Origin of the sequence: Amycolatopsis sp. NPDC050768 (genome assembly GCF_040654155.1) — a bacterium.
Taxonomy (GTDB): Bacteria; Actinomycetota; Actinomycetes; order Mycobacteriales; family Pseudonocardiaceae; genus Amycolatopsis.
Genome location: NZ_JBFAHL010000015.1, coordinates 38,301 through 60,952, shown reverse-complemented (window position 1 = coordinate 60,952; position 22,652 = coordinate 38,301). Strand labels below are relative to the sequence as shown.

Annotated in this window: 25 protein-coding genes; 13 read left to right on the top strand and 12 right to left on the bottom strand. The window is 70.2% G+C overall.

The features are described from left to right. Positions 1-51: 51 nt before the first annotated feature. The 4 genes from AB0H62_RS35620 to AB0H62_RS35605 form a co-directional block, all read right to left on the bottom strand. On the bottom strand, positions 52-810 hold the full coding sequence (locus tag AB0H62_RS35620) for a maleylpyruvate isomerase family mycothiol-dependent enzyme (protein ID WP_220244735.1): 759 nt from the start codon (positions 808-810) through the stop codon (positions 52-54). A gap of 67 nt (positions 811-877) precedes the next feature. Further along, positions 878-1,729, bottom strand: coding sequence for an SDR family oxidoreductase (locus tag AB0H62_RS35615; protein ID WP_360590983.1), 852 nt, complete (start codon positions 1,727-1,729; stop codon positions 878-880). A gap of 184 nt (positions 1,730-1,913) precedes the next feature. Continuing rightward, positions 1,914-2,501 carry a dihydrofolate reductase family protein gene (locus AB0H62_RS35610; protein WP_360590981.1) on the bottom strand — a complete coding sequence of 196 codons (588 nt, stop codon included), beginning with the start codon at positions 2,499-2,501 and terminating at the stop codon, positions 1,914-1,916. Between the two features lie 4 nt (positions 2,502-2,505). After that, on the bottom strand, positions 2,506-3,528 hold the full coding sequence (locus AB0H62_RS35605) for a small ribosomal subunit Rsm22 family protein (RefSeq protein ID WP_360590979.1): 1,023 nt from the start codon (positions 3,526-3,528) through the stop codon (positions 2,506-2,508). Between the two features lie 136 nt (positions 3,529-3,664). Between AB0H62_RS35605 and AB0H62_RS35600 the strand changes: the two genes are divergently transcribed. From AB0H62_RS35600 to AB0H62_RS35590, 3 genes are read left to right on the top strand one after another with little or no spacing between them, the layout of a single operon-like run. Next, entirely contained in the window at positions 3,665-4,093 is a 429-nt protein-coding gene (locus AB0H62_RS35600; RefSeq protein ID WP_360590977.1) for a YciI family protein, read from the top strand. Then, positions 4,093-4,443 (top strand): YciI family protein, encoded by a 351-nt coding sequence (locus tag AB0H62_RS35595; RefSeq protein WP_360590976.1) that lies wholly within the window; start codon positions 4,093-4,095, stop codon positions 4,441-4,443. Before AB0H62_RS35600 ends, AB0H62_RS35595 begins: the two co-directional genes overlap by 1 nt. 54 nt (positions 4,444-4,497) lie before the next feature. Then, positions 4,498-5,748, top strand: a complete 1,251-nt coding sequence (locus AB0H62_RS35590; protein WP_360590974.1) for an RNA polymerase sigma factor — start codon at positions 4,498-4,500, stop codon at positions 5,746-5,748. Positions 5,749-5,759: 11 nt separating this feature from the next. Here the strand turns inward: AB0H62_RS35590 and AB0H62_RS35585 are convergent, their stop codons facing one another. From AB0H62_RS35585 to AB0H62_RS35575, 3 genes are all read right to left on the bottom strand, one after another. Next, positions 5,760-6,629 (bottom strand): nuclease, encoded by an 870-nt coding sequence (locus AB0H62_RS35585; RefSeq protein ID WP_360590972.1) that lies wholly within the window; start codon positions 6,627-6,629, stop codon positions 5,760-5,762. A 110-nt stretch (positions 6,630-6,739) separates the two neighbouring features. After that, on the bottom strand, positions 6,740-8,422 hold the full coding sequence (locus AB0H62_RS35580; RefSeq protein WP_360590970.1) for an L-lactate permease: 1,683 nt from the start codon (positions 8,420-8,422) through the stop codon (positions 6,740-6,742). A gap of 342 nt (positions 8,423-8,764) precedes the next feature. Beyond that, positions 8,765-9,538 carry an IclR family transcriptional regulator gene (locus AB0H62_RS35575; protein ID WP_255638506.1) on the bottom strand — a complete coding sequence of 258 codons (774 nt, stop codon included), beginning with the start codon at positions 9,536-9,538 and terminating at the stop codon, positions 8,765-8,767. A gap of 235 nt (positions 9,539-9,773) precedes the next feature. Here AB0H62_RS35575 and AB0H62_RS35570 point away from each other — a divergent pair, with 235 nt between their 5' ends. The 4 genes from AB0H62_RS35570 (at position 9,774) to AB0H62_RS35555 (ending at position 14,426) form a co-directional block, all read left to right on the top strand. Beyond that, a complete protein-coding gene (locus AB0H62_RS35570; RefSeq protein WP_360590968.1) occupies positions 9,774-11,147 on the top strand; it encodes a HAMP domain-containing sensor histidine kinase in 1,374 nt (457 codons plus the stop codon). Between the two features lie 2 nt (positions 11,148-11,149). Continuing rightward, positions 11,150-11,818: a response regulator transcription factor gene (locus AB0H62_RS35565; protein ID WP_220244725.1), complete on the top strand. Its 669-nt coding sequence runs from the start codon at positions 11,150-11,152 to the stop codon at positions 11,816-11,818. A gap of 68 nt (positions 11,819-11,886) precedes the next feature. Further along, positions 11,887-13,029 (top strand): NHL repeat-containing protein, encoded by a 1,143-nt coding sequence (locus AB0H62_RS35560; protein WP_220244724.1) that lies wholly within the window; start codon positions 11,887-11,889, stop codon positions 13,027-13,029. After that, positions 13,026-14,426 carry a phosphocholine-specific phospholipase C gene (locus AB0H62_RS35555; RefSeq protein ID WP_220244723.1) on the top strand — a complete coding sequence of 467 codons (1,401 nt, stop codon included), beginning with the start codon at positions 13,026-13,028 and terminating at the stop codon, positions 14,424-14,426. The genes AB0H62_RS35560 and AB0H62_RS35555 overlap by 4 nt, the downstream gene beginning before the upstream one ends. Before the next feature lie 6 nt (positions 14,427-14,432). Here the strand turns inward: AB0H62_RS35555 and AB0H62_RS35550 are convergent, their stop codons facing one another. The 3 genes from AB0H62_RS35550 to AB0H62_RS35540 all read right to left on the bottom strand — a co-directional run bounded on the left by AB0H62_RS35550 (position 14,433) and on the right by AB0H62_RS35540 (position 16,009). After that, entirely contained in the window at positions 14,433-14,990 is a 558-nt protein-coding gene (locus AB0H62_RS35550; RefSeq protein WP_255638505.1) for an NUDIX hydrolase, read from the bottom strand. A gap of 76 nt (positions 14,991-15,066) precedes the next feature. Continuing rightward, complete coding sequence (locus tag AB0H62_RS35545) at positions 15,067-15,468, bottom strand: CoA-binding protein (protein ID WP_220244722.1); 402 nt, start codon at positions 15,466-15,468, stop codon at positions 15,067-15,069. A 37-nt stretch (positions 15,469-15,505) separates the two neighbouring features. Next, positions 15,506-16,009, bottom strand: coding sequence for a VOC family protein (locus AB0H62_RS35540; protein WP_220244721.1), 504 nt, complete (start codon positions 16,007-16,009; stop codon positions 15,506-15,508). Between the two features lie 160 nt (positions 16,010-16,169). On the opposite strand from AB0H62_RS35540, the gene AB0H62_RS35535 reads away from it, so the two are divergent. Continuing rightward, the gene (locus AB0H62_RS35535; RefSeq protein WP_220247195.1) at positions 16,170-16,946 is read left to right on the top strand and encodes a 2-keto-4-pentenoate hydratase; all 777 of its coding nucleotides are present in this window, start codon (positions 16,170-16,172) and stop codon (positions 16,944-16,946) included. Continuing rightward, complete coding sequence (locus tag AB0H62_RS35530; protein WP_220244720.1) at positions 16,937-17,365, top strand: hypothetical protein; 429 nt, start codon at positions 16,937-16,939, stop codon at positions 17,363-17,365. Before AB0H62_RS35535 ends, AB0H62_RS35530 begins: the two co-directional genes overlap by 10 nt. 224 nt (positions 17,366-17,589) lie before the next feature. Here AB0H62_RS35530 and AB0H62_RS35525 read toward each other — a convergent pair whose 3' ends face one another. Together AB0H62_RS35525 and AB0H62_RS35520 are read right to left on the bottom strand one after the other, a co-directional pair. After that, positions 17,590-18,450 carry an alpha/beta hydrolase gene (locus tag AB0H62_RS35525; protein WP_220244719.1) on the bottom strand — a complete coding sequence of 287 codons (861 nt, stop codon included), beginning with the start codon at positions 18,448-18,450 and terminating at the stop codon, positions 17,590-17,592. 8 nt (positions 18,451-18,458) lie between these two features. Beyond that, entirely contained in the window at positions 18,459-18,923 is a 465-nt protein-coding gene (locus tag AB0H62_RS35520; protein WP_220244718.1) for a DUF1579 family protein, read from the bottom strand. Positions 18,924-18,971: 48 nt separating this feature from the next. Between AB0H62_RS35520 and AB0H62_RS35515 the strand changes: the two genes are divergently transcribed. From AB0H62_RS35515 to boxC, 4 genes are all read left to right on the top strand, one after another. Beyond that, a complete protein-coding gene (locus AB0H62_RS35515; protein WP_220244717.1) occupies positions 18,972-19,415 on the top strand; it encodes a MarR family transcriptional regulator in 444 nt (147 codons plus the stop codon). 153 nt (positions 19,416-19,568) lie between these two features. Next, the gene (locus AB0H62_RS35510; protein ID WP_220244716.1) at positions 19,569-20,471 is read left to right on the top strand and encodes a GNAT family N-acetyltransferase; all 903 of its coding nucleotides are present in this window, start codon (positions 19,569-19,571) and stop codon (positions 20,469-20,471) included. Between the two features lie 65 nt (positions 20,472-20,536). Continuing rightward, complete coding sequence (locus AB0H62_RS35505) at positions 20,537-20,965, top strand: hypothetical protein (RefSeq protein ID WP_220244715.1); 429 nt, start codon at positions 20,537-20,539, stop codon at positions 20,963-20,965. 31 nt (positions 20,966-20,996) lie between these two features. Beyond that, on the top strand, positions 20,997-22,652 hold the full coding sequence (boxC, locus tag AB0H62_RS35500; protein WP_220244714.1) for a 2,3-epoxybenzoyl-CoA dihydrolase: 1,656 nt from the start codon (positions 20,997-20,999) through the stop codon (positions 22,650-22,652).

The following is a 22,652-nucleotide window of genomic DNA, read 5'->3' as shown; positions in this document are numbered from 1 at the left end:
CGCCTCCTGCGCGGGTGCGAAGCGCCTCGGCCGTGAGGCTGAGCCGGGCGTTCAGCCGAAACTCACCAGCGACAGCCAGGTGCCGAGGAACTCCGTGTCGCCCGTGAGCTTCGCGGTGGTGGCGGGCACGCGGGCATAGATGATCAGCAGCAGGTCGGTCAGCGGCGCCTCGACGGTCACGGCCGGGTTCCCGACGGTGCCGGGGTGCCACGCGGGCAGGTCGCCGGTGAGGTCGACGGTCCACGACGCCGCGTGGTCCGTCGGCGCGAGGTGGATCGTGTGGCCGGGTCCCTGCAGCGCGCGGCGTTCGGGGAAGTAGTCGAACATCACCGGCAGGGAGCCGAGTTCCAGCCACTCGTCCAGGATGTCGTGGGCGACGTCGCCGTCGAGAGTGAAGCTCCGCCCGAGGGCGAGCGTCACGTCGGCGCGGTGCATGGCCGTCTCGTGCAGGAAGCGGCGGGCGTAGAAGGCGGCTCGCGGCGCGCCGGCGGGGACGGGGGTCCAGACCTCGGCGTCGGGCCCGGCTTCGCGCAAGGTCGTCGCCAGGGCCCGGGCGCCGTCGGTGAGCCAGCTGCCCGGCCGGACTTCGTGGCCCGGGTTACGCAGGTAGTCATCGGCGGGGGCCTCGGACGCGCGCGTGCGCACGATTCCCTCGGCGTATCGGTGCCCCGCGCCGACGTGGTTGAGCAGCTGGCCCAGGCTCCAGTCCGGGCACGCCGCGATCCGCGTCGCGAGGTCAGCGCCTTTCGCGGTGGCCTGCAGCAGCTCGGTCTGCGCCACGATCTCGGCGGCCCGGCGTTCGAAATCCATGGTGGTCGTCCTTTCGGTTCGCTTCACCACGGAGTCGGCGCCGGTGCCGCCGACCGGACACGGTGGCTCAGGATTCTTCCGGCGCCGGGTCGATGGCCACGGACCGGGCGAGCGTCTCCAGCGGCGCGAGGGCGTCGAGGCGGCCCTGCAGCGTGGCGGACAACGCGTCGAAGGCATCGCTGCCCAGCGGAACCCGCAGCGGCGGGTTCTCCTGGGTGCTGAGATCGTGGATCGCGCCGGCGACCTTGCCGGCGTCGCCCTGGTAGAGGTCGAGGCCCGCTGTGCGGAAGTAGCCGCGCACGGCCGCGACCGCGCCTTCCTGGTAGGCCGGATTTCCCTCGGGGAAGCTCGCCGCGTGGTGGAAGTCGGTGCGGATGGCACCCGGCTCGACGATCGTGACGCGGATGCCGAACTGGGCCACGTCCTGGGCGAGCGACTCGCTGAAACCCTCCAGACCCCACTTGACCGCGTTGTAGACGGTGTTGCCGGGGAAGGCCATCTGGCCACCCATGCTGGAGATCTGGAAGATGTGCCCGCCGCCGTGCTCGCGCAGCGCGGGCAGCACGGCGCGCGTGATCGCGATCGGCGCGTGCAGCATCGTGGTGAGCTGGCTCTGCACGAGCTCGGGGCTCTGGTCCTCGAGGGCCCCGATCACGCCGAAGCCGGCGTTGTTCACGACCACGTCGAGCGGCCCGCGGGCCAGCACCCGGCCGAGGACCTCGTCGATCGCCGGGAGGTCGCTGACGTCGAGCTGCTCGACCTCGATCTGCGAGCCGTACTTCTGCTCGAGGTCGGCCACGCTCTCGGGCCGCCGGACCGCGGCGACGACCCGGTCGCCGCGATCGAGCACGACCTCGGTCAGCGCCCGGCCCAAGCCGCGGGAGGCCCCGGTGACGAACCAGCGACGGACAGCACTCATCTGCAACTCCAGGAACTCGCGCGGTGGGGGAAGCCGGGCGCGAGGCTAGGAGGAGCGGGTCCGCGGCGGCACCGGCAGCGTGGTGGCGGAGGCTTTCGGGAACACGTTGTGTCCGTCGGCCTCAGGCTTTTCCTTCCCGGGCCCGGGAAAGGCACGACTGTGCTACTCACTCGGGCACCGGCGGCTACGCCGTGCGTTCGAGAGAGGTGACGCGGTAGGTCAGGTGCGTCATCGTCGGCGTGGTGACGGCGTCGGTGCGCTCCAGTGCCACGCGGTGGTCGGCGAGGTCGTCGAACAGGCGCACGCCGTCCCCGAACAGCAGGGGCACGAGGTGCAGCCGCAGCTCCTCGACGAGGCCGAGGCGCAGGTACTGGCTGATCGCGGAGCCGCTCATCAGCACGACATCGCGTTCGCCCGCGGCTTCTCGGGCTTGAGCCAGCGCGGCTTCCGGGCCGTCGGTGACGAAGGTGAACGTGGTCTTCCCGCGCTCCAGGGGTTCGGCCGCGCGGTGGGTGAGGACGAACGCCGGCCGCTCGAAGGCGCCGTCCGGGCCCCAGACGTCGATGCCCATGTCGAACGTGGTGCGCCCGAGCACGAACGCGCCGGTGCCGGTGAAAAACCCGGCCATCACGTCGTGGTCGGCCTCGGTGCCGTGGGCCATCCAGGTGTGCAGCAGCTCGCCGTCGCGGCCGAGGCGGTTGTCGGTGTCCGTGCCCGGGCCGGCGACGACCCCGTCGAGCGACATGCTGATCTCCGCGACGACCTTCCCCATCGGACTACTCCTTCGTGGTCCCGGTGTTCGTGGTCCAGGCGTCGCCCCATTCCGCGTCGCGCGCGGCGCGGTAGCGGGGGCCGTGGCGTTTGGACACGGTGACGCCGGAAGCGAGGCCATCCACCGTACACAGGTCGAGCTGCACGAAGCCCTTGTGCTTGCGCGGGTGCCGCAGGATCCGCGCGTCGGCGCGGTCGGCCGCGACGCCCGCCGGCGCCGCGACGACGTAGGAGAACTTCTCGTCCTCGAACCCCAGCGTGCCCGCCTTGATGCGCCGGTGCACGCCACTTCGCGGCAGGCGCGCGGCGAAGTGACACCAGTCCTCGCCGGGTTTGACGGGGCACTCGCCGTCGTGCGGGCACGGTGCGAGCACCGTGTGGCCGAGGCCGCGCAGCACGTCGCGCGCCGCGCGGATGCGGGCGAACCCGGCGGGCGTGCCGGGCTCGATCAGCGCCACCGCACCACCCGACGCGGCGAGCCAGCGCACCACCTCGTCGCGAGTGCGTTCCGGCAGCTCACCCAGGACGTACGACAGCGTCACCAAGTCGGCGGCCGGCAGCGGCGACGACGGATCGATCAGCCCGCGCTGCCACGTCGCCCCGCGGACCGCCGCGTCCGCGGCGCTCGCCGCGAGTTTCCGGCCCAGGGTGAGTGCGCCGGCGACCTGCTCGACGACCGTGCACTTTTCCAACGTCGGCCACGCGCGGGCCGCGGCCCAGATCGCCGCGCCCGTGCCGCCACCGACGTCGAGCTGCGTGCGCGGCGCGAACTCGGGCGCGGCCGCCGTCACTTCACTGAGCACGGAGCTGACGGCCGCGTACGTCGCCGGCATGCGGTAACCCGCGTAGGCGGCGACGTCGAGCTCCGAGGTGAGGATCGGCGACGTCGCGGCTTCGCCGGAGCGGTAGCGCGAGCTGAGCTTGTCGACCGCCTGGGCGAGCCGGGATTCGGGGAAGCGGCCGAGCTCGTGGTCGAGGGCGGTTCGCAGGTCGTTGGGAAGGTGCGCCACGACGGAGAATTCTCCCATGCCCGATTTGTCCCCCAAGCGGGCGCCTGACCTGCTAGTTTCGGCCGCGGGAAAAAAGTTCGGGCGCCTTGTCGATCCAGCGGCCGCCCGTTCGACGCAGGGGTGACGGCAAAACCGAAAAGAGAGGATCTCCCAAATGCGGTTCATGGTGATCATGAAGGCGAGCGAAGAGTCCGAGGCCAACTCGGTGCCCACGACGGAAATGCTCACCGAGATGGGCAAGTTCAACGAGGAACTCGTGAAGGCGGGCGTGATGCTCGCCGGTGAGGGGCTCCTGCCGAGCTCGGAGGGTGCGCGCGTGCGCTTCGCGGGCAACGCCGAGCCGACCGTGATCGACGGCCCGTTCGCCGAGAGCAAGGAGCTCGTGGCCGGCTTCTGGATCCTGCAGGTGAAGTCGAAGGAAGAGGTCATCGAGTGGGTGAAGCGCGTGCCCAACACGGACGGCGCGCACCACGAGATCGAGATCCGGCGCATCGCCGAGGCCGAGGACTTCGGCGACAACCTGACGCCGGAGCTGCGTGAGGCCGAGGAGAAGCTGCGCGCGGAAGCGGCGAAGAACGCCTGATGCGCTTTCTCGTGATGGTCAAGGCCAACGCCGACTCCGAGGCCGGGGTCATGCCGAGCGCCGAGCTGATGGCGCAGATGTCGAAGTTCAACGACGAGCTGGCGGCGTCGGGGCACCTCGTGCAGGCCGAGGGCCTCGCCCCCAGCTCGAAGGGCGCGCGGTTGGTCTACTTCGACGGCGAGCCGCAGCCGCAGGTGGTCGACGGGCCGTTCGCGGAGACGAAGGAGCTCGTGGCCGGGCTGTGGGTCCTGCAGGGGGAGTCGGTGGCGGAGATCGTCGAGCTGCTCAAGCGCGCGCCCAACCCCGACCTGCAGGCGGGGGTCGTCGAGATCAGGCCGCTCGTTCCGTGACGCCGCGCCCGCCCGAGGCTTGCTCTCGGGCGGGCCAGCCTGTCTGATGGGCCCGTGGAGACGCACGGTGCCGTGGAGGCGGTCTGGCGGATCGAGTCGGCGCGGGTGATCGCGGGCCTCGCGCGGATGGTGCGCGACGTCGGGCTCGCGGAGGAGCTCGCGCAGGACGCGCTGGTCGCCGCGCTGGAGCAGTGGCCGGAGACCGGCGTGCCGCGCAACCCCGGCGCGTGGTTGATGACCACGGCCAAACGCCGCGCCATCGACCAGTTCCGCCGCAACGAGACGTTCGGCCGCAAGCTCGACGAGCTCGGCCGCGAGCAGCAGGTCTTCGAACCGGACCTCGACGACTTCGACGCGGTCCTCGACGAGGAACACATCGAGGACGACATCCTCCGGTTGGTCTTCACCGCGTGCCACCCGGTGCTGCCCACACCGGCGCGCGTCGCCCTCACGCTGCGCATGCTCGGCGGCCTCACCACCGACGAGATCGCCCGCGCGTTCCTCGTCAAGGAATCCACTGTGGCGCAACGGATCGTACGCGCGAAGAAATCGCTGGCCGACGCGAAGGTGCCCTTCGAGGTCCCCGTCGGCGAAGAGCGCATGGCCCGCCTGTCGTCCGTGCTGGAAGTCATCTACCTGATCTTCAACGAGGGCTACTCCGCCACCCACGGCGACGACTGGCTGCGCCCCGCCCTGTGCGAAGACGCCCTCCGGCTGGCCCGCGTGCTCACGGGGCTCATGCCAACGGAACCCGAGGTCCACGGGTTGGCGGCGCTGCTGGAGATCCAGGCTTCGCGGTCGGCCGCGCGGACCGGGCCGTCCGGGGAGCCGGTGTTGTTGATGGAGCAGGATCGGGGTCGTTGGGACCAGTTGCTGATCCGTCGTGGGCTTGCGGCGTTGGCTCGTTCTGAGGAACTGGCCGAGGGTGCTTACGGGCCCTATTCGGCGCAGGCGGCGATCGCCGCGTGTCATGCCCGGGCGCGGGTGCCGGAGGAAACGGATTGGGCGCGGATCGCCGCGTTGTACACGGGGCTTGCGCAGCTGACGCCTTCGCCGGTGATCGAGCTGAACCGGGCGGTGGCGGTGTCGATGGCTGAAGGTCCGGAGGCCGGCTTGGAGCTTGTGGACAAGCTGAAGGACGAGCCGGCGTTGAAGAACTACCACCTCCTGCCGAGTGTCCGGGGGGATTTTCTGGTGAAGCTGGGCCGTCGGGCCGAAGCGAAGGCGGAGTTCGAACGCGCGGCGGACATGACGGGGAACGCCCGCGAGCGCACTCTGCTGCTCGACCGCGCGGCGGCTTGCTGATCTCGCGTTGTTTACGCTTCCACGAACACGATCCGTTCCGGCGGCACCACCAGCTTCACCGTCTGCCGCTTCACCTCCACCAGAGTCGCGAGCTCCGTCGACTGTCCGTCCGGGACGGTGAACAACCGGTCGTCGCGCGTGTCGAGGAAGTGGGCGAAGCCGGCCAGCGAGACGCCGCCCGTCTCGTCCAGAGCAAGGTAATCGGCCAGTCGGCGGAACAGCTTGGGCAGCAGCACGAGCTCATCCTGCAGCTGAGCCCGAGACCGGAGCCGAAAACCCTCAGTGGTCACGTCCGTTGCCCACACACCGCTCCCCGACGCTCGCGCGGACGAGGCAGCGTCGGCCAGCGTCTGGCGCAGATCGACGTACAACAGCGAATAGAACGTCGGATACGTGAGACCCTCCGAAATCAACTGGAAATTCACCGAGTTCTTCACCGTTTTCGCATCGAGGAACACCTCGCTGCCGTCCACCGAACGGCCGGGTCGCTGACCCGGGAAGGCGAACGCGACCGCGCGGCCGTACTTGTCGGCGAAGCGCGTGAGGATGTGCCCCGCGACTTTCTCCGGTTTCGCCGCCGTGACGACGCCGCCTTCGTCCCGCGTGACGGACGTGAAACCCAGCAGTGACACGAGCCGGTCGGCCGCGGCGTCGCCGAGCCCGGCGGGCTGGTGCAGCATCTCGCCGCCGCGTGGACGGTAGTGGGTCTCGAGCGCGTCGATTGCGTCGAGGCGCAGCTGCATACCGCCGCGGGAGTTGAGGCGGACGCGCAGGCCGGCCTTCTTCGTGGCGGAAGGGTCGTCGGGGTAGAACCGCACGGAGTCGCCGTCCGGTGCGGCACCGAGGAGCTGGAACGTGCCTTTGATCAGCGTCAGTGGCATGTGCACCACGGTAGGTCGCGCGGCGCCGGGTGTGTCCGGTTTTCATCCGGACAGCCCAGTCACCGCCCACAGTGGACGGTGACTGGTTGCCGGGAAACGCGCAAACCGTGTCAGGGGATCATGAAACCGAGTACGGTCGCCTGCAGCAGTGAGATCACGCCGACCACGGCGGTGAGGGCGAGCGACCACAGGAACGTCTGGCGCAACAGTGCTCCTTCCTTGCCGCTCTGCCCGATCGCCGTCGCGCCGATCGACAGGTTCTGCGGCGAGATCATCTTGCCCATCACGCCGCCGGAGGTGTTCGTGGCGCCGGCCAGCACGGGGTTGAGGTGCAGCTGCTGCGCGGAGATCACTTGCATGGGCCCGAAAAGGCTGTTGGTCGACGCGTCGGAGCCGGTCAGGAACACGCCGAGCCAGCCGATGTAGGCGGAGAAGATCGGGAACAGCACGCCCGTCGTGGCCAGCGCGAGGCCGAGCGTCTGCGTGGCGCCGGAGTAGTTCATCACGAACGCGATCGCGAGGATCATGAAGATCGTCGCCAGCGCCCAGCGCATCTGGTGCAGCGTGCTGCGGTACGTCTGCACCAGTTGCTTCGGCCGGGCGCCCATCGCGAAGCCGGCGATCACCGTGGCGATGAGTGCGATCGTGCCGGGGGAGAAGAGGAAGTCGACGGTGAACGTCGCCGCGTACGGCGTGTCCTTCGGTGTGATCGGCGCGTGCTGGATCACGTGGTTGTGCAGCCCCGGCCACGCGAACACCCAGTCGGCCTTGTGCAGCAGCTTCGTGAGGTCCAACCACACGGGCAGGTGCGCGAAGATCGTGCCGATGCGCGACAGGAAGATCGCGAGGATCAGGATCACGTACGGCATCCACGCGTAGAGCGCACCGCGTTCGGACTTCGCCGCGCCCAGGCTCGCCGACTTGACGGGTTCCTCGCCCTCGAAACGCCACACGGTCTTCGGCTGCCAGAACCGCGTGAGCACGTACAGCGCGGCCATCGCGGCGAGGGCGGCGAGCACGTCGACGAGGCTCGCGCTGATGTAGTTCGACGCCGCGAACTGCATGAGCGCGAACGCCAGCCCGGCCGTGACGACGGCGGGCCAGACCTCCAGCATCTTCTTCCAGCCGGCCAGCACGACGATCAGGAACGCCGGGATGATCACCGCCAGGAACGGCACCTGCCGCCCGACCATCGACGAAAACGCGGCCGTCGCCTCTTCCGGCTTGAGGTGCATGATCGGCCCGGTCAGGCGGCCCAGCACGATCAACGGGTTGCCGAGCCCTCCGAAAGCCACCGGCGCGGTGTTCGCCAGCAACGCCAGCACCACGGCCTTCACCGGTGGGAAGCCGAGCGCCGCCATCATCGCCGCCGTGATCGCGATCGGCGACCCACCACCCGCGACGCCCTCCAGCAGCGCGCCGAAACTGAACGCGATCAGCAATGCCTGCAGCCGCCGGTCCTCACTGAACCCGGCGAGCACGCGCTTGATGCTGTCGAAGCGGCCCGTGGTCACCGTGACGTTGTGGAAGTACACGGCGTGGAACGCGATCCACGCCACGGACCACACGCCGAAGACCACGCCCATCACAGCCGAGTCGAGCGCGAGCCCCGCCGGCATCCGGTAGAGCAGCAGCGCCACCCCGAGCGCCGTGATGAGCGCCAACGCCGCCGACAGGTGCGCCGACAGCTTCACGACGCCCAGCGCCACCAGCAACACGATGATCGGCAGCGCGGCGAGCACCGCGGACACCCACAGCCCGCCCGCCGGTTGGTAATCCTGGATCCAGGTCACGCGTCAGCCCCTTCGCTGATCCGTCCGGCCCTCCCGACGGCGGCGGTTCCGGGAGACCCAGGGGTTTCGTTTCCTGCCGACCACGGCGGACGCCGAGCCGGCCTACGCTGGCGGCGGGTGTTTCGGCTGCGGCCGGTGCCGAGCCTGGGGTGAGGCGGGTCTACTGGTCACGACGGCGACCGGTTTGGCGTGTGTCAGGCCGGTTCGGGCTGGGGTGCGCGGAGTTGCCGCGGCACGAGCCCGGCGGAGGATCGAGCCGGTCGCGGTGGCAGCCGGCTTGATGTGTCGGTCGTGGGTGGACCGAAGCCGAGCCGGAGCTGGGCTGGGACGAGACGGGGAGCCCTACCGGCTCCGGACGTACCCCAGCCGAAGCGAAAGCGCCGCAGCCGTCCCCGCCACGGTCGCGCCCAGTTCCTCCACGCGGCGCAGCACCCGGGGCGCCGGACCGGCCACGCTGATCGCCGCGATGGGCCGCCCGGAGTGGTCGCGGACGGCGGCGGCGACGCAACCCACGTCAGGCTCGTTCTCGACGTCGTCGATGGCCCACCCGCGGCGGCTCGTGCGGGCGAGGTCGTCGAGGAGCCGGCCGGGATCGATGATGGTCTTGAGGGTGAGGCTGTCGAGCTTCATGCGGCGCACGCGCTCCACCCGGTCCATCTCCGGCAACGCCGCGAGCCACGCCTTGCCCAGCGAGGTCGCGTGCTGGGGGCGGCGCGTGCCGAGACGGCAGGCGAGCGTGACGGCGCTGGCGCTGCGCTCGGTCGCGACGTAGACCATGGTGTCGTTGTCGGGCACGGCGAGGTAGGTCGTCTCGCCCGAACGTTCGGCCAGCGACGCCAGGTAGCGCGGCGCGCAGCGGTGCAGGTCGGTCGCGGCCATCGCGCGGGCGCCGAGCTCGACGAGCCGCGTGCCGAGGCGCACGCGGCCGGTCACGGTGTCCGCTTCGAGGTATTCGAGCCGCTTGAGGGTGCCGACGATGCGGTACGCCGCGCTTCGCGAGAGCCCCAGTTGCCTCGCGATCGCGTTGGTGGAAATCTCCTGGTGCTGCCCCACGTGTTCCAGCACCGCGAGCCCTCGCTCCAGCGTGCCGCTCTGGTCCAGCCCTCGTTCCGTCACGCCGTTCGCCCCTTCGCCCAAATTCCCGCTCATCGGCACGTGTTTCCGCTAAGCGGGGTTGGACGCTAACACCTCGGATGTATGGACGGAAGATCTTGACCTACTTTCGTATTGCGGCAGGTCAAGGTTGGCCTGAATGGTTCAACCTCCGATCGTTAGGACGACTAACAAATCATTCACGAGTCCGAATAGGACAGCCGCCGGCACCCGGCCCGGAAATCGTTACCCTGCGTACGTGCGAGCGGTGATCGGCGTCCGGATGCGGACCACGGCCGTCGCGGTGGTGGTGCTGGCGTTGGCCATCGCGGTGGCGTGCGTGGTCGTCGTCGTGCTGCTCGAAGAGTCGCTCGACCGTAGCGTGACGGAGAGTGCGCGCAGCACTGGCCGGCAGGTCGCCATCCAGCTCGTCCGCGAAGGCTCACGCGACCTCTCCGCCAGCGACGTCGCCAGCACCGGCGACACCGAGGCTGTCACGCAGGTGCTCGACAAGGTCGGCACGCCCATCGCCGGCGACCCCGCCATCACCGGCCATCCGCCCCTGACCTCGGACCGGCCCGAGCCCGGCCGGGAAACCGTCGAAACCCTGCCGCTGGACCTGAACGGCGACGGCGCCGACTACCGCGTCGTTTCCCAAGGCGTCAGGGGACCGGGTGGGCCTTACACCGTCATCTCGGCGAGATCCCTCGAACCCGTCACCGAAGCCTCAACCCGGCTCACCCTTCTGCTGGCCCTGATTTCCCTGCCCGTCCTCGCCATCGCCGGATTCGCCGTCCACCGATCCGTCGGCGCGGCGCTGCGGCCGGTGGAACGTATGCGCCGCACCGTCGCCGAAGTGTCCACAAGGGACCTCGCCGCGAGAGTCCCATTGCCACCCGGCAACGACGAGGTCCACCGCCTCGCCGTGACCCTCAACGAGATGCTCACCCGGCTGCACTCCGCCCAAGCCGCGCAACGCAGGTTCGTCGCGGACGCCAGCCACGAGCTCCGCAGTCCACTCTCGACGATCAGCACCGCCCTCGACGTCTCCGGCCGCCACCCCGAGACGACCGGTGAGCTCGTCCCCGTGATCACCCGGGAAACCGCGCGCCTGCGTGAGCTCGTCGACGACCTCCTCATGCTCGCCCGCACCGACGACACCACCGACCGCCCCGCCACGACCGAAGTGGACCTCGACGACATCGTCCGCGCCGAGGGCAGGCGCATCCACGCGGAAGGTCCCGTCACGATCGAGGTCCGTGCCGGGCCGGCCAAAGTCCGCGGCAGCGAAGCACAGCTGAGGCGGGCCGTGCGCAACCTCGTCGACAACGCCCGCGGCCACGCCCGCGAACGCGTCCGCATCGCCAGCTGGGTCCACGAAAACACCGCCGTGGTCGAGGTCAGCGACGACGGCCCCGGCGTCGCGCCCGAAGACCGCGAGCGCGTCTTCGAACGGTTCGTCCGGCTCGACGCCTCGCGACAGCGCGGCCACGGCGGCACCGGCCTCGGCCTCCCGATCGTCGCGGGCATCGCCGCGCGCCACGGCGGCCACGCGTCCTATGTGGACGTCACCGACCCCAGCTACCCGGGTGCGCACTTCCGGATCAAACTGCCCTGCCTCGAGGAGGACTGACCGTGCGGCTGCTGATCGTCGAGGACGAGCGCGAGCTCGCCGAAACCCTGCGCCGGGGACTCGTCGCGGAGGGGTTCACCGTCGACGTCGTCCACACCGGACCCGACGGCCTGTGGTCGGCCACCGAGCACGACTACGACACCGTCGTGCTCGACATCATGCTCCCCGAGCTCTCCGGCTACGAAGTCCTCAAACGCCTGCGGGCCAGGGAGAATTGGACGCCCGTCCTCATGCTCACCGCCAAGGACGGCGAGTACGACGAGGCCGACGCGTTCGACCTCGGCGCCGACGACTACCTGTCCAAACCATTCTCCTTCGTCGTCCTCGTCGCCCGCCTTCGGGCCCTGCTCAGACGAGGTGCCCCCGCCCGCCCCGCCGTGCTCGCGGCCGGCGACCTCAAACTCGACCCCGCCGCCCGCACCGTCCACAGGGGAGAGCGGCGGATCGACCTGACCGCCCGCGAGTTCGGTCTGCTCGAGTTCCTGCTCCGCCGCCGGGGCGCTGCGCTGACGAAGAACGAGATCCTCGGTCACGTTTGGGACGCGCACTACGAGGGCGACGAGAACGTGGTCGAGGTCTACGTCGGCTACCTCCGGCGCAAGATCGACGCCCCGTTCGGCACCCACACCATCGAGACCGTGCGCGGGGTCGGCTACCGGCTCGTCACCTGAGCGAACTCTTCCTGAACACCCACCACCCCGGCTTTCCTGGTACGACCGTGCCAGTGGATGCTGTGCCCGTGGCTACCGGCACCCTGGTCAGCAGTGCGCCCTCCGTGGAGCAGGGCGAGCTGATCACCTTCACCTACACGACGCCCCAGTCGTCGGTGACCCCGAAGAACTGGGTCGGGCTCTACTCCGACCCGGGCGGCGGTCCCGTCGACCAGTCCTACGTCGGCCCGTCGACGCTGTGGGAGTACACCCCGCTCGCGACCGGCACCGTCTCGTTCTCCACCGGCTCTCTCGGCCCCGGGAACTACCTCGCGTTCTACCTCGCGAACGACGGCTACGCCTGGCTCGCCGAACCCGTGCGCTTCGTCGTACGTCCGACGCCGCAGACGCCGCCGCCCGTGTACCAGGGCGCGTTCGGCCGCAGCGGCCCCGGACCGTCGCAGTTCAGCAGCCCGGCCGGCCTCACGGTCGACGCGCGGGGCCAGGTCTGGGTCGCCGACACCGGCAACGACCGCGTGCAGGCCTTCACTCGCGACGGCCGGCTGGTGCGCGTACTCGCCGGCCGGTTCAAGGCGCCGCAGGCCGTGGCCGTGGACCACGCGGGCAACGTCTACGTGGCCGACACCGGCAACAACCGCGTTGTCCAGTACTCCTGGTGGGGCGGCTTCGCGCGCGAGTACGGCGCCGGCAAGCTCGACAACCCGCGTGGCGTCGCCATCGACACCGCGGGCCGGCTGCTCGTCTCGGACACCGGCCACCAGCGCGTGGCCCGCTTCGACACCCACACGGGCAAGGCGCTCACCGACATCACCGAGAAGGTCAGCTCGCCGCAGGGCATCGTCAGCGACGGCGCGGGCGGCGCGTGGATCGTGCAGAACGGCCGCGCTGCGAGCGGCAGCGTCGCGGTCGTGCACTACTCCGGCGACGGCAAGGCGATCGGCTCGATCGGCGGCGGCCAGAACAGCGAGTTCGGCGGCCTGTCCAACCCCGCGGGCGTCGCGCTCAACACCCAGGGCGACGCGTACGTGACCGTCCCCGACTACGGCTGGGTCGCGCAGTTCCGCACCACCGGCCCGTACCGCGCCGAGTTCGGCACCGACGGGCCCGGTGCCTTGAGCTTCCCGCTCGGCGTGGCCGTGGACGCGCAGGGCCGGATCTTCGTGGCGGACACGGGAAACGATCGTATCGTCCACTTTGGAGTGAGAGCGTGAGCGAGTTCACCCGGCGCCGGGTTCTGGGCGCTGCCGCGGCCGCCGCGGCAGCCGCCGGATCGCTCGCGCTGCCGGCGAACGTCCGCAAGGCGCTGGCCGAGCCCGCGCGCCGGCCGGGCAGGCTCGAGGACATCGAGCACATCGTGATCCTGATGCAGGAGAACCGCTCGTTCGACCACTACTTCGGCACCATGGACGGTGTGCGCGGCTTCGCCGACCCGCACGCGTTGAAACTCGCCGGCGGCAACTCCGTCTTCCAGCAGCCCTACAGCGGCCACCCGGACGGCTACCTGCTGCCGTTCCGCTACAACACGCGCGAGACGAGCGCGCAGGCCACACCCGGCCTCCCGCACGACTGGACCGACCAGCACACCGCGTGGAACAACGGGAAGATGGACCGCTGGATCGAGGCCAAGGGCGCCAAGACCATGGCCTACTACGATCGCGACGACATCCCGTTCCACTTCGCGCTCGCCGAGGCGTTCACGGTCTGCGACCACTACCACTGCTCGGTGATCGGCCCGACGAACCCCAACCGGCTCTACATGTGGACCGGCTGGATCGACCCGCACGGCACCGCCGGCGGACCCGCGAACACCAACTTCATGTCGTCGGACAACCCGGCGCTGTCCTGGAAGACCTACCCGGAGCGGCTCACCGAGGCCGGCGTTTCCTGGCGGATCTACCAGGAGGAGGCCAACTACGACGACAACGCGCTGGCCTGGTTCCGCCAGTTCGCGGACGCGCCGAAGTCGTCGCCGCTCCACAAGAACGCGATGGTGAAGAAGTCGGCGGGCTGGTTCGAGTACGACGCCCGCAACGACAACCTGCCCGCCGTTTCGTGGCTGGTGGCGCCCTCGGCGCAGACCGAGCACCCGAACTGGATGCCCGCGGCGGGCGCGCAGTACATCGCGTCGAAACTGGACGCGATCGCCGCCAACCCGGACGTGTGGGCCAAGACGGCGTTCATCCTCACCTACGACGAGAACGACGGGTACTTCGACCACGTCGCCCCGCCGACCCCGCCCGCCGGCACGCCGGACGAGTTCGTCGGCGGCGTGCCGATCGGCCTCGGGTTCCGCGTGCCGACCGTGGTGGTGTCGCCGTGGACGGCCGGCGGGTACGTGAGCTCGGAGACGTTCGACCACACGTCGTTGATCCGGCTGCTGGAAGCGCGGTTCGGCGTGCGGGAGCCGCACATCAGCGCTTGGCGCCGCCGTACGGTCGGTGACCTGACGTCGGCGTTCCGGTTCGACCGGCAGCCTTCGCGCTACCCGCGCGACAACCGCGCGTTGCACTATCCGGCGACGACGGCGGACCTGCTGCAGGCGCAGGTCCAGGTCCGCGACAACCCGGCGCCGTCGGTCCCGACGGGGCCGCAGTCGATGCCGAACTGAGCTGCTCTACTGCGCTGGGCGGCCGAACTCTCCGTAGCAAGTCTCGCCGGAGAGCAGGGCTTGATGCGCCAATGCCACGCGCCTGGCCTTGGACGGCCGCAGCCGTGGCCTGGCCGCGTCCAGGCCCAGGAACTCGAAGCCGCCGAGCTCGTCGCCGGCCGGGTCGATGGCCCGGATCTGCGCGCGGCTGAGGGTGCCGCCGTCGAAGATCAGCTGCAGGCTGTCGCGCCAGACGCCGTGGGTCGGCATCCAGTCGACGAGCAGCAGCCGCCCCAGCGTGAGCTCGAGGCCGAGCTCCTCACGGACCTCACGGTGGCAGGCGGCGAGCGGGGACTCGTCGTCCTCGACCATGCCCCCGGGGATCTCCAGGAACGGCTTGTAGGTCGGGTCGACGAACAGCACCCGGCCCTGATCGTCGCGCACGAGCGCGCCGGCGGCGACGTTCTTCCGCGGCAGCCGCCCGGCGATGCCGGGGTTGAACTCGGCCTCCGGTTCCCCGTCGGCACGCAGGTCTTCGGCGAAAACGGCCCGGTCGCCGCGGTGGTGGGGCTGTTCGTCGGTCACGGTGCCTCGCCGGCCAGGAGCGCGCCTCGGCCGGCGGACGCTGCTACGCGTTGATGATGCCCTAGGCCGGCCGCGATCAGTTCTTCGAGATCGCGGCGACCGCGCGGACCACCGCGGTGCAGCGGTTCTCCACGTACTCGAGCCCGCCCTCCTCAGCGATGCGCTTCGCCTCGGCGGAGACGATGCCCTGCTGCAGCCACAGCGCTTTCGCACCGATGGCGACGGCGTCGGCCGCGATCCCCGGGGCCTCGGCGGCCGGGCGGAAGACGTCGACGAGGTCCACCGGCTCCGGGATGTCCTTCAGGGACCGGTAGACCTTCTCGCCGAGCAGCTCTGTGGCCGACGGGTGCACGGGGATGATGCGGAAACCGTGGGCCTGCAGCGTGGCCGGCACCCCGTGCGCGGCCTTCGCCGGGTCGCGGCTCAGGCCGACCACCGCGATCGTCGTGGCGTTCGCGAGGATTTCTTCAGGTTGCATGTCGGTTGAACGCCGTTCGAAAGAGGAGGATTCCGCGTCAGCCGATCTTCGAGCCGTACATCTCACCGAGGTTGTCGGCGATGAGCTCGATACGCGCGCCGTCGGGGTCGGTGAAGTAGATGGACGTGCCGCTCTCCTCCAGGTACTTCACGCCCGCCTTGTCGAGGCGGTCGCGCGCGCCGGCCCAGTTCTCCGGCGTCAGCGAGAGCGCGAGGTGGTGCAGGCCGCCGAGGACCTCCGCGTACGGGCCGAGGTCGAGACCCGGCAGGTCGAAGAAGGCGACCGCGTTGCCGTTGCCGACGTCGAAGAAGAAGTGGCTGGAGCCCGGGTAGTCCCGGTTCTCGATCAGTTCGGTGAGCGGGAAGCCGAGCACGTCCTGGTAGAAGTTGATCGTCCGCTCGACGTCACTGGAGAGCAGCGCGGTGTGGTGGATGCCGCGGCCCGCGGTCGTGGGCCGGACGGCGGCCGGGTGGAGGTGCTTGTCCCGCAGCTGGTCGCGGGCTTCGGTGAGCTTCGCGACGTCTGTCTCGGTTGGTGCCATTTCCGGTCACGTCCTCTCTGGGGCTGATGCTTCAAAACCTACTCTCCCAATCTCTCGCGCGCAAGAAGTTTCTTCGCGAGATATTTCGGCGTGCCGTCCAGCGGAACGAACGCCTTGGTCGGCACCGGCCGGTCCGGGAGAGTTCGACGGCGTGGAGCACCTGCGCGAAGTCGTCGACAGCCTGGTCCGGGCCCACGAACGGCGCGAGCCCGTCGAGCCGTTCGCGGGTGGGACGGCCGAGGACGCCTACCGGATCCAGCTCGAGCTCGTGCGCCGCTGGGTCGAGGCCGGCGACGTCGTGCGCGGTCACAAGGTGGGGCTCGCGTCGGCCGCGATGCAGCGGCAGATGGGCGTGGACCAGCCCGACTACGGTCACCTCACCGCCTCGATGTTCCACCTCGAACACCAGCCCATCCCCGCGGGCCTGTTCCTGCAGCCGCGGATCGAGCCGGAGGTCGCGTTCGTACTCGGCGCGCCCCTGCGTGGGCCGGGTGTGACGGTGGCCGACGCCGTGCGTGCCGTCGACTTCGTGCTGCCGGCGCTGGAGATCGTCGACTCGCGCATCCGCGACTGGCGCATTTCGCTGTTCGACACGATCGCCGACAACGCCTCGTCCGGCGGTGTCCTGCTCGGCAGCCGCCCTACGGCCCTGGCTGACGTGGACCTACGGCTCACCGGCTGCACCCTGCACGTGAACGGCACGCTCGCCGCGACCGGCGCCGGCGGCGCCGTGCTGGGTTCGCCGGTGAACGCGCTCGTGTGGCTGGCCAACACCGTCGGCCCGCTCGGCGTGACGCTGGAGCCGGGGCACGTGGTGCTGCCGGGATCGATGACGCGCGCGTTTCCGGTGGGGCCGGGGGACACGGTCGTCGCGACGATGGCCGGGCTCGGCAGTGTGACCGCGGTGTTCGCGGCCGAGGAGGACGCGTGCTGTTGACGGACGAGATGCTCACGGCTCCCGTGGCCGCCGGGATGCGGGTGCAGCCGGTGCTGGTTTTCCGGCTGGTTCAGGGTGTGGTGGGTCCCGGGGTGACCGCGCTCGAAGCCGTCTCGCGCGTGTACGGCGGCGTTGCGCTGCTCGACGACGGTGCCGTCACGGCCGTCCGGCTCGGCCGCGTCGGGGTCTCGCCGGACGGACTCGACCTCACGCTGGAAGCCGTGCTGCTGGAAGTCGACGGCCAGATCGTGGACACGGCTACGGGGGCCGCGGTGGGCCACCCGGCGCAGGCGCTGGCCGGTGTCGACGCGGAGGAAGGCCTGCTCGTGATGACCGATGGCCTCATCGAACCGGTCGAGGTCCGTCCCGATTTCCGGCTGGCCACGCACTTCACGCACCTGGGTGTGATCACGCTCTAGGCACCGCCGACAACGCGCACGGGCGCACCTCGTGCCCGATCCGAGTGTCCATACAGGACAGACGAGGTTCGCGCGGCCGTCGAGGCTCGCGGGGCCGCCGGCTGCGCAAGCTCCTGCAGCCGGTCTTCAGCAGTGAAAGGCGGTGGCCTGACTGCTGTCCGACCGGGCGTCCTTCGTGACGGGGCAGGCGTGGGCCGTGGACGGTGGGTTGGTGGCGCAGTGAGTCAGGCCTGTGCCGCCACCCGCGCGATGCCGTCCAGCACGCGGGGCCACACGGGTTCCGGCAGGTCGTGGCCCATGCCCGGGACGACGTCGAGGTCGGCGCGAAGAGCGCGGGCCGTGGCGCGGCCGCCGGAGACGTGGACGAGCGGGTCGCGCGCGCCGTGGATGACGAGGGACGGGAGGGCGAGGCGGCGCAGGGCGGCCGTGCGGTCGCGGGTCGAGAGGATCGCGGCGAGCTGGCGCGCGGCGCCGCCCGGGTTGACGCCGCGGTCGAAGGTGCGTTCGGCGCGTTCGCGGATGCGTTTCTCGTCGAAGGGGTAGCCGGGGGAGCCGATGAGGCGGAACGTCTTGACCAGCAGCTCGACGTACTCCTCGCGGCTGCGCGGCTGCGGCGCCAGCATCGACGCAGCGGCGCGCGGGCTCGGGTGGCCGATCAGGCGGTTGCCGGTGGTGGACATGATCGACGTCAGCGACCGGACGCGGCCCGGGTGCCGGATGGCGAGCGTCTGCGCGATCATGCCGCCCAGCGACGCGCCGACGACGTGGGCGCGCTCGATGCCGAGGGCGTCGAGCAGGCCGGCGGTGTCGTCGGCCATGTCGGCCACCGAGTACGGCGCCGCGCGCAGCAGGTAGGCGCGCACGACGTCGGCGCGCCCGGACATGCGCTGCGAGCGCCCGGCGTCGCGGTTGTCGAAGCGGACCACGCGGAAGCCCCGGCCGGCGAGCTGCTCGCAGAAGTCGTCGTCCCACCAGGTCATCGGCGCGGCGAGGCCCATGATCAGCACCAGCGGCGGGGCCGTCGCGGCGCCGAACTCCTCGTGGCAGAGGGTTACGCCGTTGGCCTGGGTGGTCGACTCACTCATGCCCCTTCTTACCGCGTACGTGCGTAGCGGGCTCGGAGGAACGGGCTGAACTCCGCGGCGTCGCCCATCTTCACGTCGATCTCGTGGATGAGTGTGTCGCCTTCCGGTTGGAGCCGATGCCACGCGACGCCACGCGGGGTGCGCTTCTCGAGGTGGAGGGTCCCTTCGCGCCACCCACCGCGGCCGGGCTCGCCGGGCGGGAAGCCGTAGCTGTCGAAGCCGTACCAGAGCGTTTCCTGCGTGGCCGGGTCGACGGTGAAAACGTTGTGGCCCAGGAAGTTGCTGCCGTCCTCGCGCGTCTGGACGTACTCCTGCACCACCGCGAACCCGTCCAGCGCGGCTCGGTAACTGGCTGTGGCCTTCGCGGTGGCCGCGGGCGCCCATGGCGACGCCGCGAGCTCCTCAACGCCCGCCCAGTCCCCGACCAGCGCGCCCAGTGCCTCGTGCGCGTCGCCTCTTCGTGGCATCTCCATGCCGTTCCCCTTTCGACAGGTGCCTGTCAATATGAGACGCTAGCACGCATGACCGACCGGGCGCAGCGCCTCACCCAGCTCGTCAACGACGTCTTCCTGACCAACGGCACCCTCCTCACCACCGGCGACGCCCTCACCGCCCCGGCCGGCCTCACTGCCGCCCAGTGGCAGGTCCTCGGCTTCCTCGAAGACGGCCCCACCACGGCCGCCGACCTCGCCCGCCGCCGGGGCCTGCGCCGGCAGAGCGTGCAGGAAACGGTGAACCGCTTGCTGCGCAACGGAATGCTCACCCGAGCGCCGAACCCCACTGACGCCCGCGCGCCCCTGCTCCACCTGACCCCTGCGGCGCGGAAGGCTCTCCGTGAACTGGAGACCCGCCGTGTCCGGTGGGCCGACGCCGTGGCCGCCGGGTTGTCACCCGAAGACCTCGAGATCACGCTGCGCACGCTCCACCGCCTGCGCGAGCGCCTCGCCGAGGTGAAAACCGGTTGACCACCCCAGCCCCCGCCCGGTTGAGTACCGCCCAGCACCCTCACGAACGGAAAGGAGGTGGACGCCATGTTCGGCTACTCGATCACGCGTTCCCACCTCCGGCTGAGGGTGCCGAGGGCCTGACGGGAGCGCGGAACTCCCGGAAGGAATCTCATGACCGATCTGGTCGTGCGCCCGCTCGTCGCGGGTGAGGAACACCTGTTCACCAACCTCCCTGCAACCCAGTGTGTGGGCAGCGCCCTGCTCGGGCGGGACTACGAAGAAATGGCCCAACACGGCGAATACCGTCCCGAGTGGACCTGGATCGCCGCCCGAAACGGCAAACCCGTGGCACGCGCGGCCTGGTGGGCGAGCAAAAACGACGAAGCGCCCCTGGCCCTCGACTGGTTCGACTTCACCGACTTTGACGCCGGCGTGGAAGTCCTCCGCCAAGCGCCGTTCCGTGCCGAGTACTCCCTGACCGTCCCGCCCGGCTGGCGTGACGACCCAGCCGTCAAACCCGAGGTCGAAACCCGCATCGAGGCCGCGGAAGCCGCGGGGATGGAGGTGCTCGTCGAGCGCTACCGCTACACCTGGACCGTCGCCGACGGCCTCCCGGAACGACCCCGTCGCCTCGAGTTCCGGGCAGAGCCGCAAGACGACAAGATCCTCGCGGTCTTCCGCCGCGTCCACCAGGGCAGCCTCGACGCGCATGTCCGCCGCACCACCGCCGAGCACGGCCTCGACGCGGCGGCGCAGGAAGACCTCGACCTTCTGCGCCGGCTGCCGAGCCCGCGCGACTGGTGGCGCCTCGCGTACACGCCCGAAGGTGACCTCGTCGGCCTCACCATTCCCGCTCGCAACCCGACGGTCCCGATCGTCGCGTACGTCGGTGTCGTGCCGGAGCAGCGTGGCCATAACTACGCCTACGACCTGCTCGTCGAGGCCACGCACGAGCTGGTCGGGCACGGCGCCGAGACGATCGTCGCCGCCACGGACGTCACGAACAAACCCATGGCGGCGGCGTTCGCGAAGGCCGGGTATCCGGTGAAGTACCACCGCATTGATCTGGTGTGAGCGGCGGACCGGCGTTACCCTTCTCGCTAGAGCGATCTATCAAATCGCACAGGGGGCGATCGGTTATGCCTGACAGAGGTCTCACCGCACTCCGCGTGATCCTCGCGTTCACGCTGCTCACGACCACGTTCCACTACGCGCACAACGTCATCCGCGCGCAGGACTACCCGCAGATCCCGGGGATCCCCGTGCTCGCGGCGCAGATCGTCGTCGCGTTCGGGTGGGTGCTGTTCACGGGGTTCGGGCTGGCCGGCTACCGCTACTACGTCCGCGGGCGGTACTGGCGGGCGTTGGGGTTTCTGCTGGTCTGCTCGCTGGGTGGCCTGGTCAGCGCGGGTCACTTCCTGGTCGGCGTGCCGCAGATCCCGGCGTTCTGGTTCGCGACGATCTTCACCGACACGGCGGCCGCGATAGCGTTGTGGCTCTTCGTGTCCTGGGCGGCGGCGCAGCTCAACCGGGTGAGTATCGCCGATCAAGCGTCTACACAACATTGACGCTAGTCAGCAATATGTAGACAATCAGGGAGTGACCACCACCACGACTGTGACGTTCGAGCGCCACCCGGACACCTACCGGCACTGGAAGCTCGACGTCGACGGCGAGGTCGCCTGGCTCGAGATGGACGTCGACGAGCAAGGCGGCCTCGTGCCGGGCTACGAGCTGAAGCTGAACTCCTACGACCTCGGCGTGGACATCGAGTTCTACGACGCCACGCAGCGCCTGCGCTTCGAGCACCCCGGCGTCAAAGCCGTGATCGTGACGAGTGCCAAGGACAAGGTGTTCTGTGCCGGGGCCAACATCCGGATGCTCGCGTCGTCGGCGCACGAGTGGAAGGTGAACTTCTGCAAGTTCACCAACGAAACCCGCAACGGCATCGAGGACGCCACCGAGTTCTCCGGTCAGCGGTACCTGGCCGCGGTCAACGGGAGCTGCGCGGGTGGCGGCTACGAGATCGCGCTCGCGTGCGAGAAGATCCTGCTCGTGGACGACAACTCGTCGACGGTCGCGCTGCCCGAGGTGCCGCTGCTCGGCGTGCTGCCCGGCACCGGCGGCCTCACGCGCGTGGTCGACAAGCGCCGGGTGCGCCGCGACCTCGCCGACGTGTTCGCCACGCGCTCGGACGGTGTGAAGGGCAAGACCGCCGTCGACTGGCGGCTGGTCGACGAGCTCGTGCCCCGCGTGGGGTTCCGCGAATCCGTGCTGGCCAGGGCTCGAGAGCTGGCTGCCGAGTCCGAGCGCCTGCCGGGTGACCAGGGCGTGTGGCTCACGCCGCTGAACCCGGAGGTCACCGACGACGGCATCAAGTACCGCTTTGTCGACATCACCTTCGACCGCCCCGCCTCGCTCGCGACGATCACCGTCCGCGGCCCCGAGGGCGAACCCGGTGACCTGCACGCCGAGGGTGCCGACGGCTGGCTGCTGCGCCTCACCCGCGAGCTCGACGACGCGATCCTCCGCTTGCGCGCCAACGAAACCGAGCTCGGCACCTGGGTCCTGCGCACCGAAGGCGACCCGGCCGGCGTCTTGGCCCACGAGCAGCAGGTGCTCGGCGCGAAAGACTGGCTGAGCAACGAAATCCTGCACTACTACAAGCGCACGCTGAAGCGTCTCGACGTCACCAGCCGCACGCTCATCGCGCTCATCGAGCCGGGCAGCTGCTTCGCCGGCGTGCTGCTGGAGCTCGCGCTGGCCGCCGACCGCCAGTACATCCTGGACGGTCCGCCCATCGACGACGAAGACAGTGAAGAACGCGCGTCGATCACCTTGTCGGAAGCCAACTTCGGCCCGTTCCCCATGGGCAACGGCCTCACCCGCCTGCAGTCGCGGTTCTACGGCGACGACGACCACCTCGCGTGGCTCGTGCGCGAGCGCGACCACGCGCTGACGCCGGCCGAGACCGTGGAGCTGGGCCTGGTCACCGACGCGCCGGACGACCTCGACTGGGAGGACGAGATCCGGATCGCGCTGGAGGGCCGCGCCTCGCTGAGCCCCGACGCGCTCACCGGGATGGAGGCGAACCACCGGTTCGTCGGCCCGGAAACGATCGAAACGAAGATCTTCGGCCGCCTCACCGCGTGGCAGAACTGGATCTTCACCCGACCTAACGCGTCTGGTCCCGAAGGCGCGCTGCGCCGCTACGGTACGGGCCAGAAAGCGATCTTCGACAGGAAGCGGGTCTGA

Bases quoted from the DNA above. Each gene is read 5' to 3' on its own strand.
- AB0H62_RS35510 (WP_220244716.1), top strand. From the start codon at position 19,569: ATGACCGATCTGGTCGTGCGCCCGCTCGTCGCGGGTGAGGAACACCTG.
- AB0H62_RS35545 (WP_220244722.1), bottom strand. From the start codon at position 15,468: ATGCAACCTGAAGAAATCCTCGCGAACGCCACGACGATCGCGGTGGTC.
- AB0H62_RS35620 (WP_220244735.1), bottom strand. From the start codon at position 810: ATGGATTTCGAACGCCGGGCCGCCGAGATCGTGGCGCAGACCGAGCTG.
- AB0H62_RS35515 (WP_220244717.1), top strand. From the start codon at position 18,972: ATGACCGACCGGGCGCAGCGCCTCACCCAGCTCGTCAACGACGTCTTC.
- AB0H62_RS35605 (WP_360590979.1), bottom strand. From the start codon at position 3,528: ATGGGAGAATTCTCCGTCGTGGCGCACCTTCCCAACGACCTGCGAACC.
- AB0H62_RS35615 (WP_360590983.1), bottom strand. From the start codon at position 1,729: ATGAGTGCTGTCCGTCGCTGGTTCGTCACCGGGGCCTCCCGCGGCTTG.
- AB0H62_RS35540 (WP_220244721.1), bottom strand. From the start codon at position 16,009: ATGGCACCAACCGAGACAGACGTCGCGAAGCTCACCGAAGCCCGCGAC.
- AB0H62_RS35505 (WP_220244715.1), top strand. From the start codon at position 20,537: ATGCCTGACAGAGGTCTCACCGCACTCCGCGTGATCCTCGCGTTCACG.
- AB0H62_RS35595 (WP_360590976.1), top strand. From the start codon at position 4,093: ATGCGCTTTCTCGTGATGGTCAAGGCCAACGCCGACTCCGAGGCCGGG.
- AB0H62_RS35520 (WP_220244718.1), bottom strand. From the start codon at position 18,923: ATGGAGATGCCACGAAGAGGCGACGCGCACGAGGCACTGGGCGCGCTG.
- AB0H62_RS35525 (WP_220244719.1), bottom strand. From the start codon at position 18,450: ATGAGTGAGTCGACCACCCAGGCCAACGGCGTAACCCTCTGCCACGAG.
- AB0H62_RS35600 (WP_360590977.1), top strand. From the start codon at position 3,665: ATGCGGTTCATGGTGATCATGAAGGCGAGCGAAGAGTCCGAGGCCAAC.
- AB0H62_RS35610 (WP_360590981.1), bottom strand. From the start codon at position 2,501: ATGGGGAAGGTCGTCGCGGAGATCAGCATGTCGCTCGACGGGGTCGTC.
- AB0H62_RS35585 (WP_360590972.1), bottom strand. From the start codon at position 6,629: ATGCCACTGACGCTGATCAAAGGCACGTTCCAGCTCCTCGGTGCCGCA.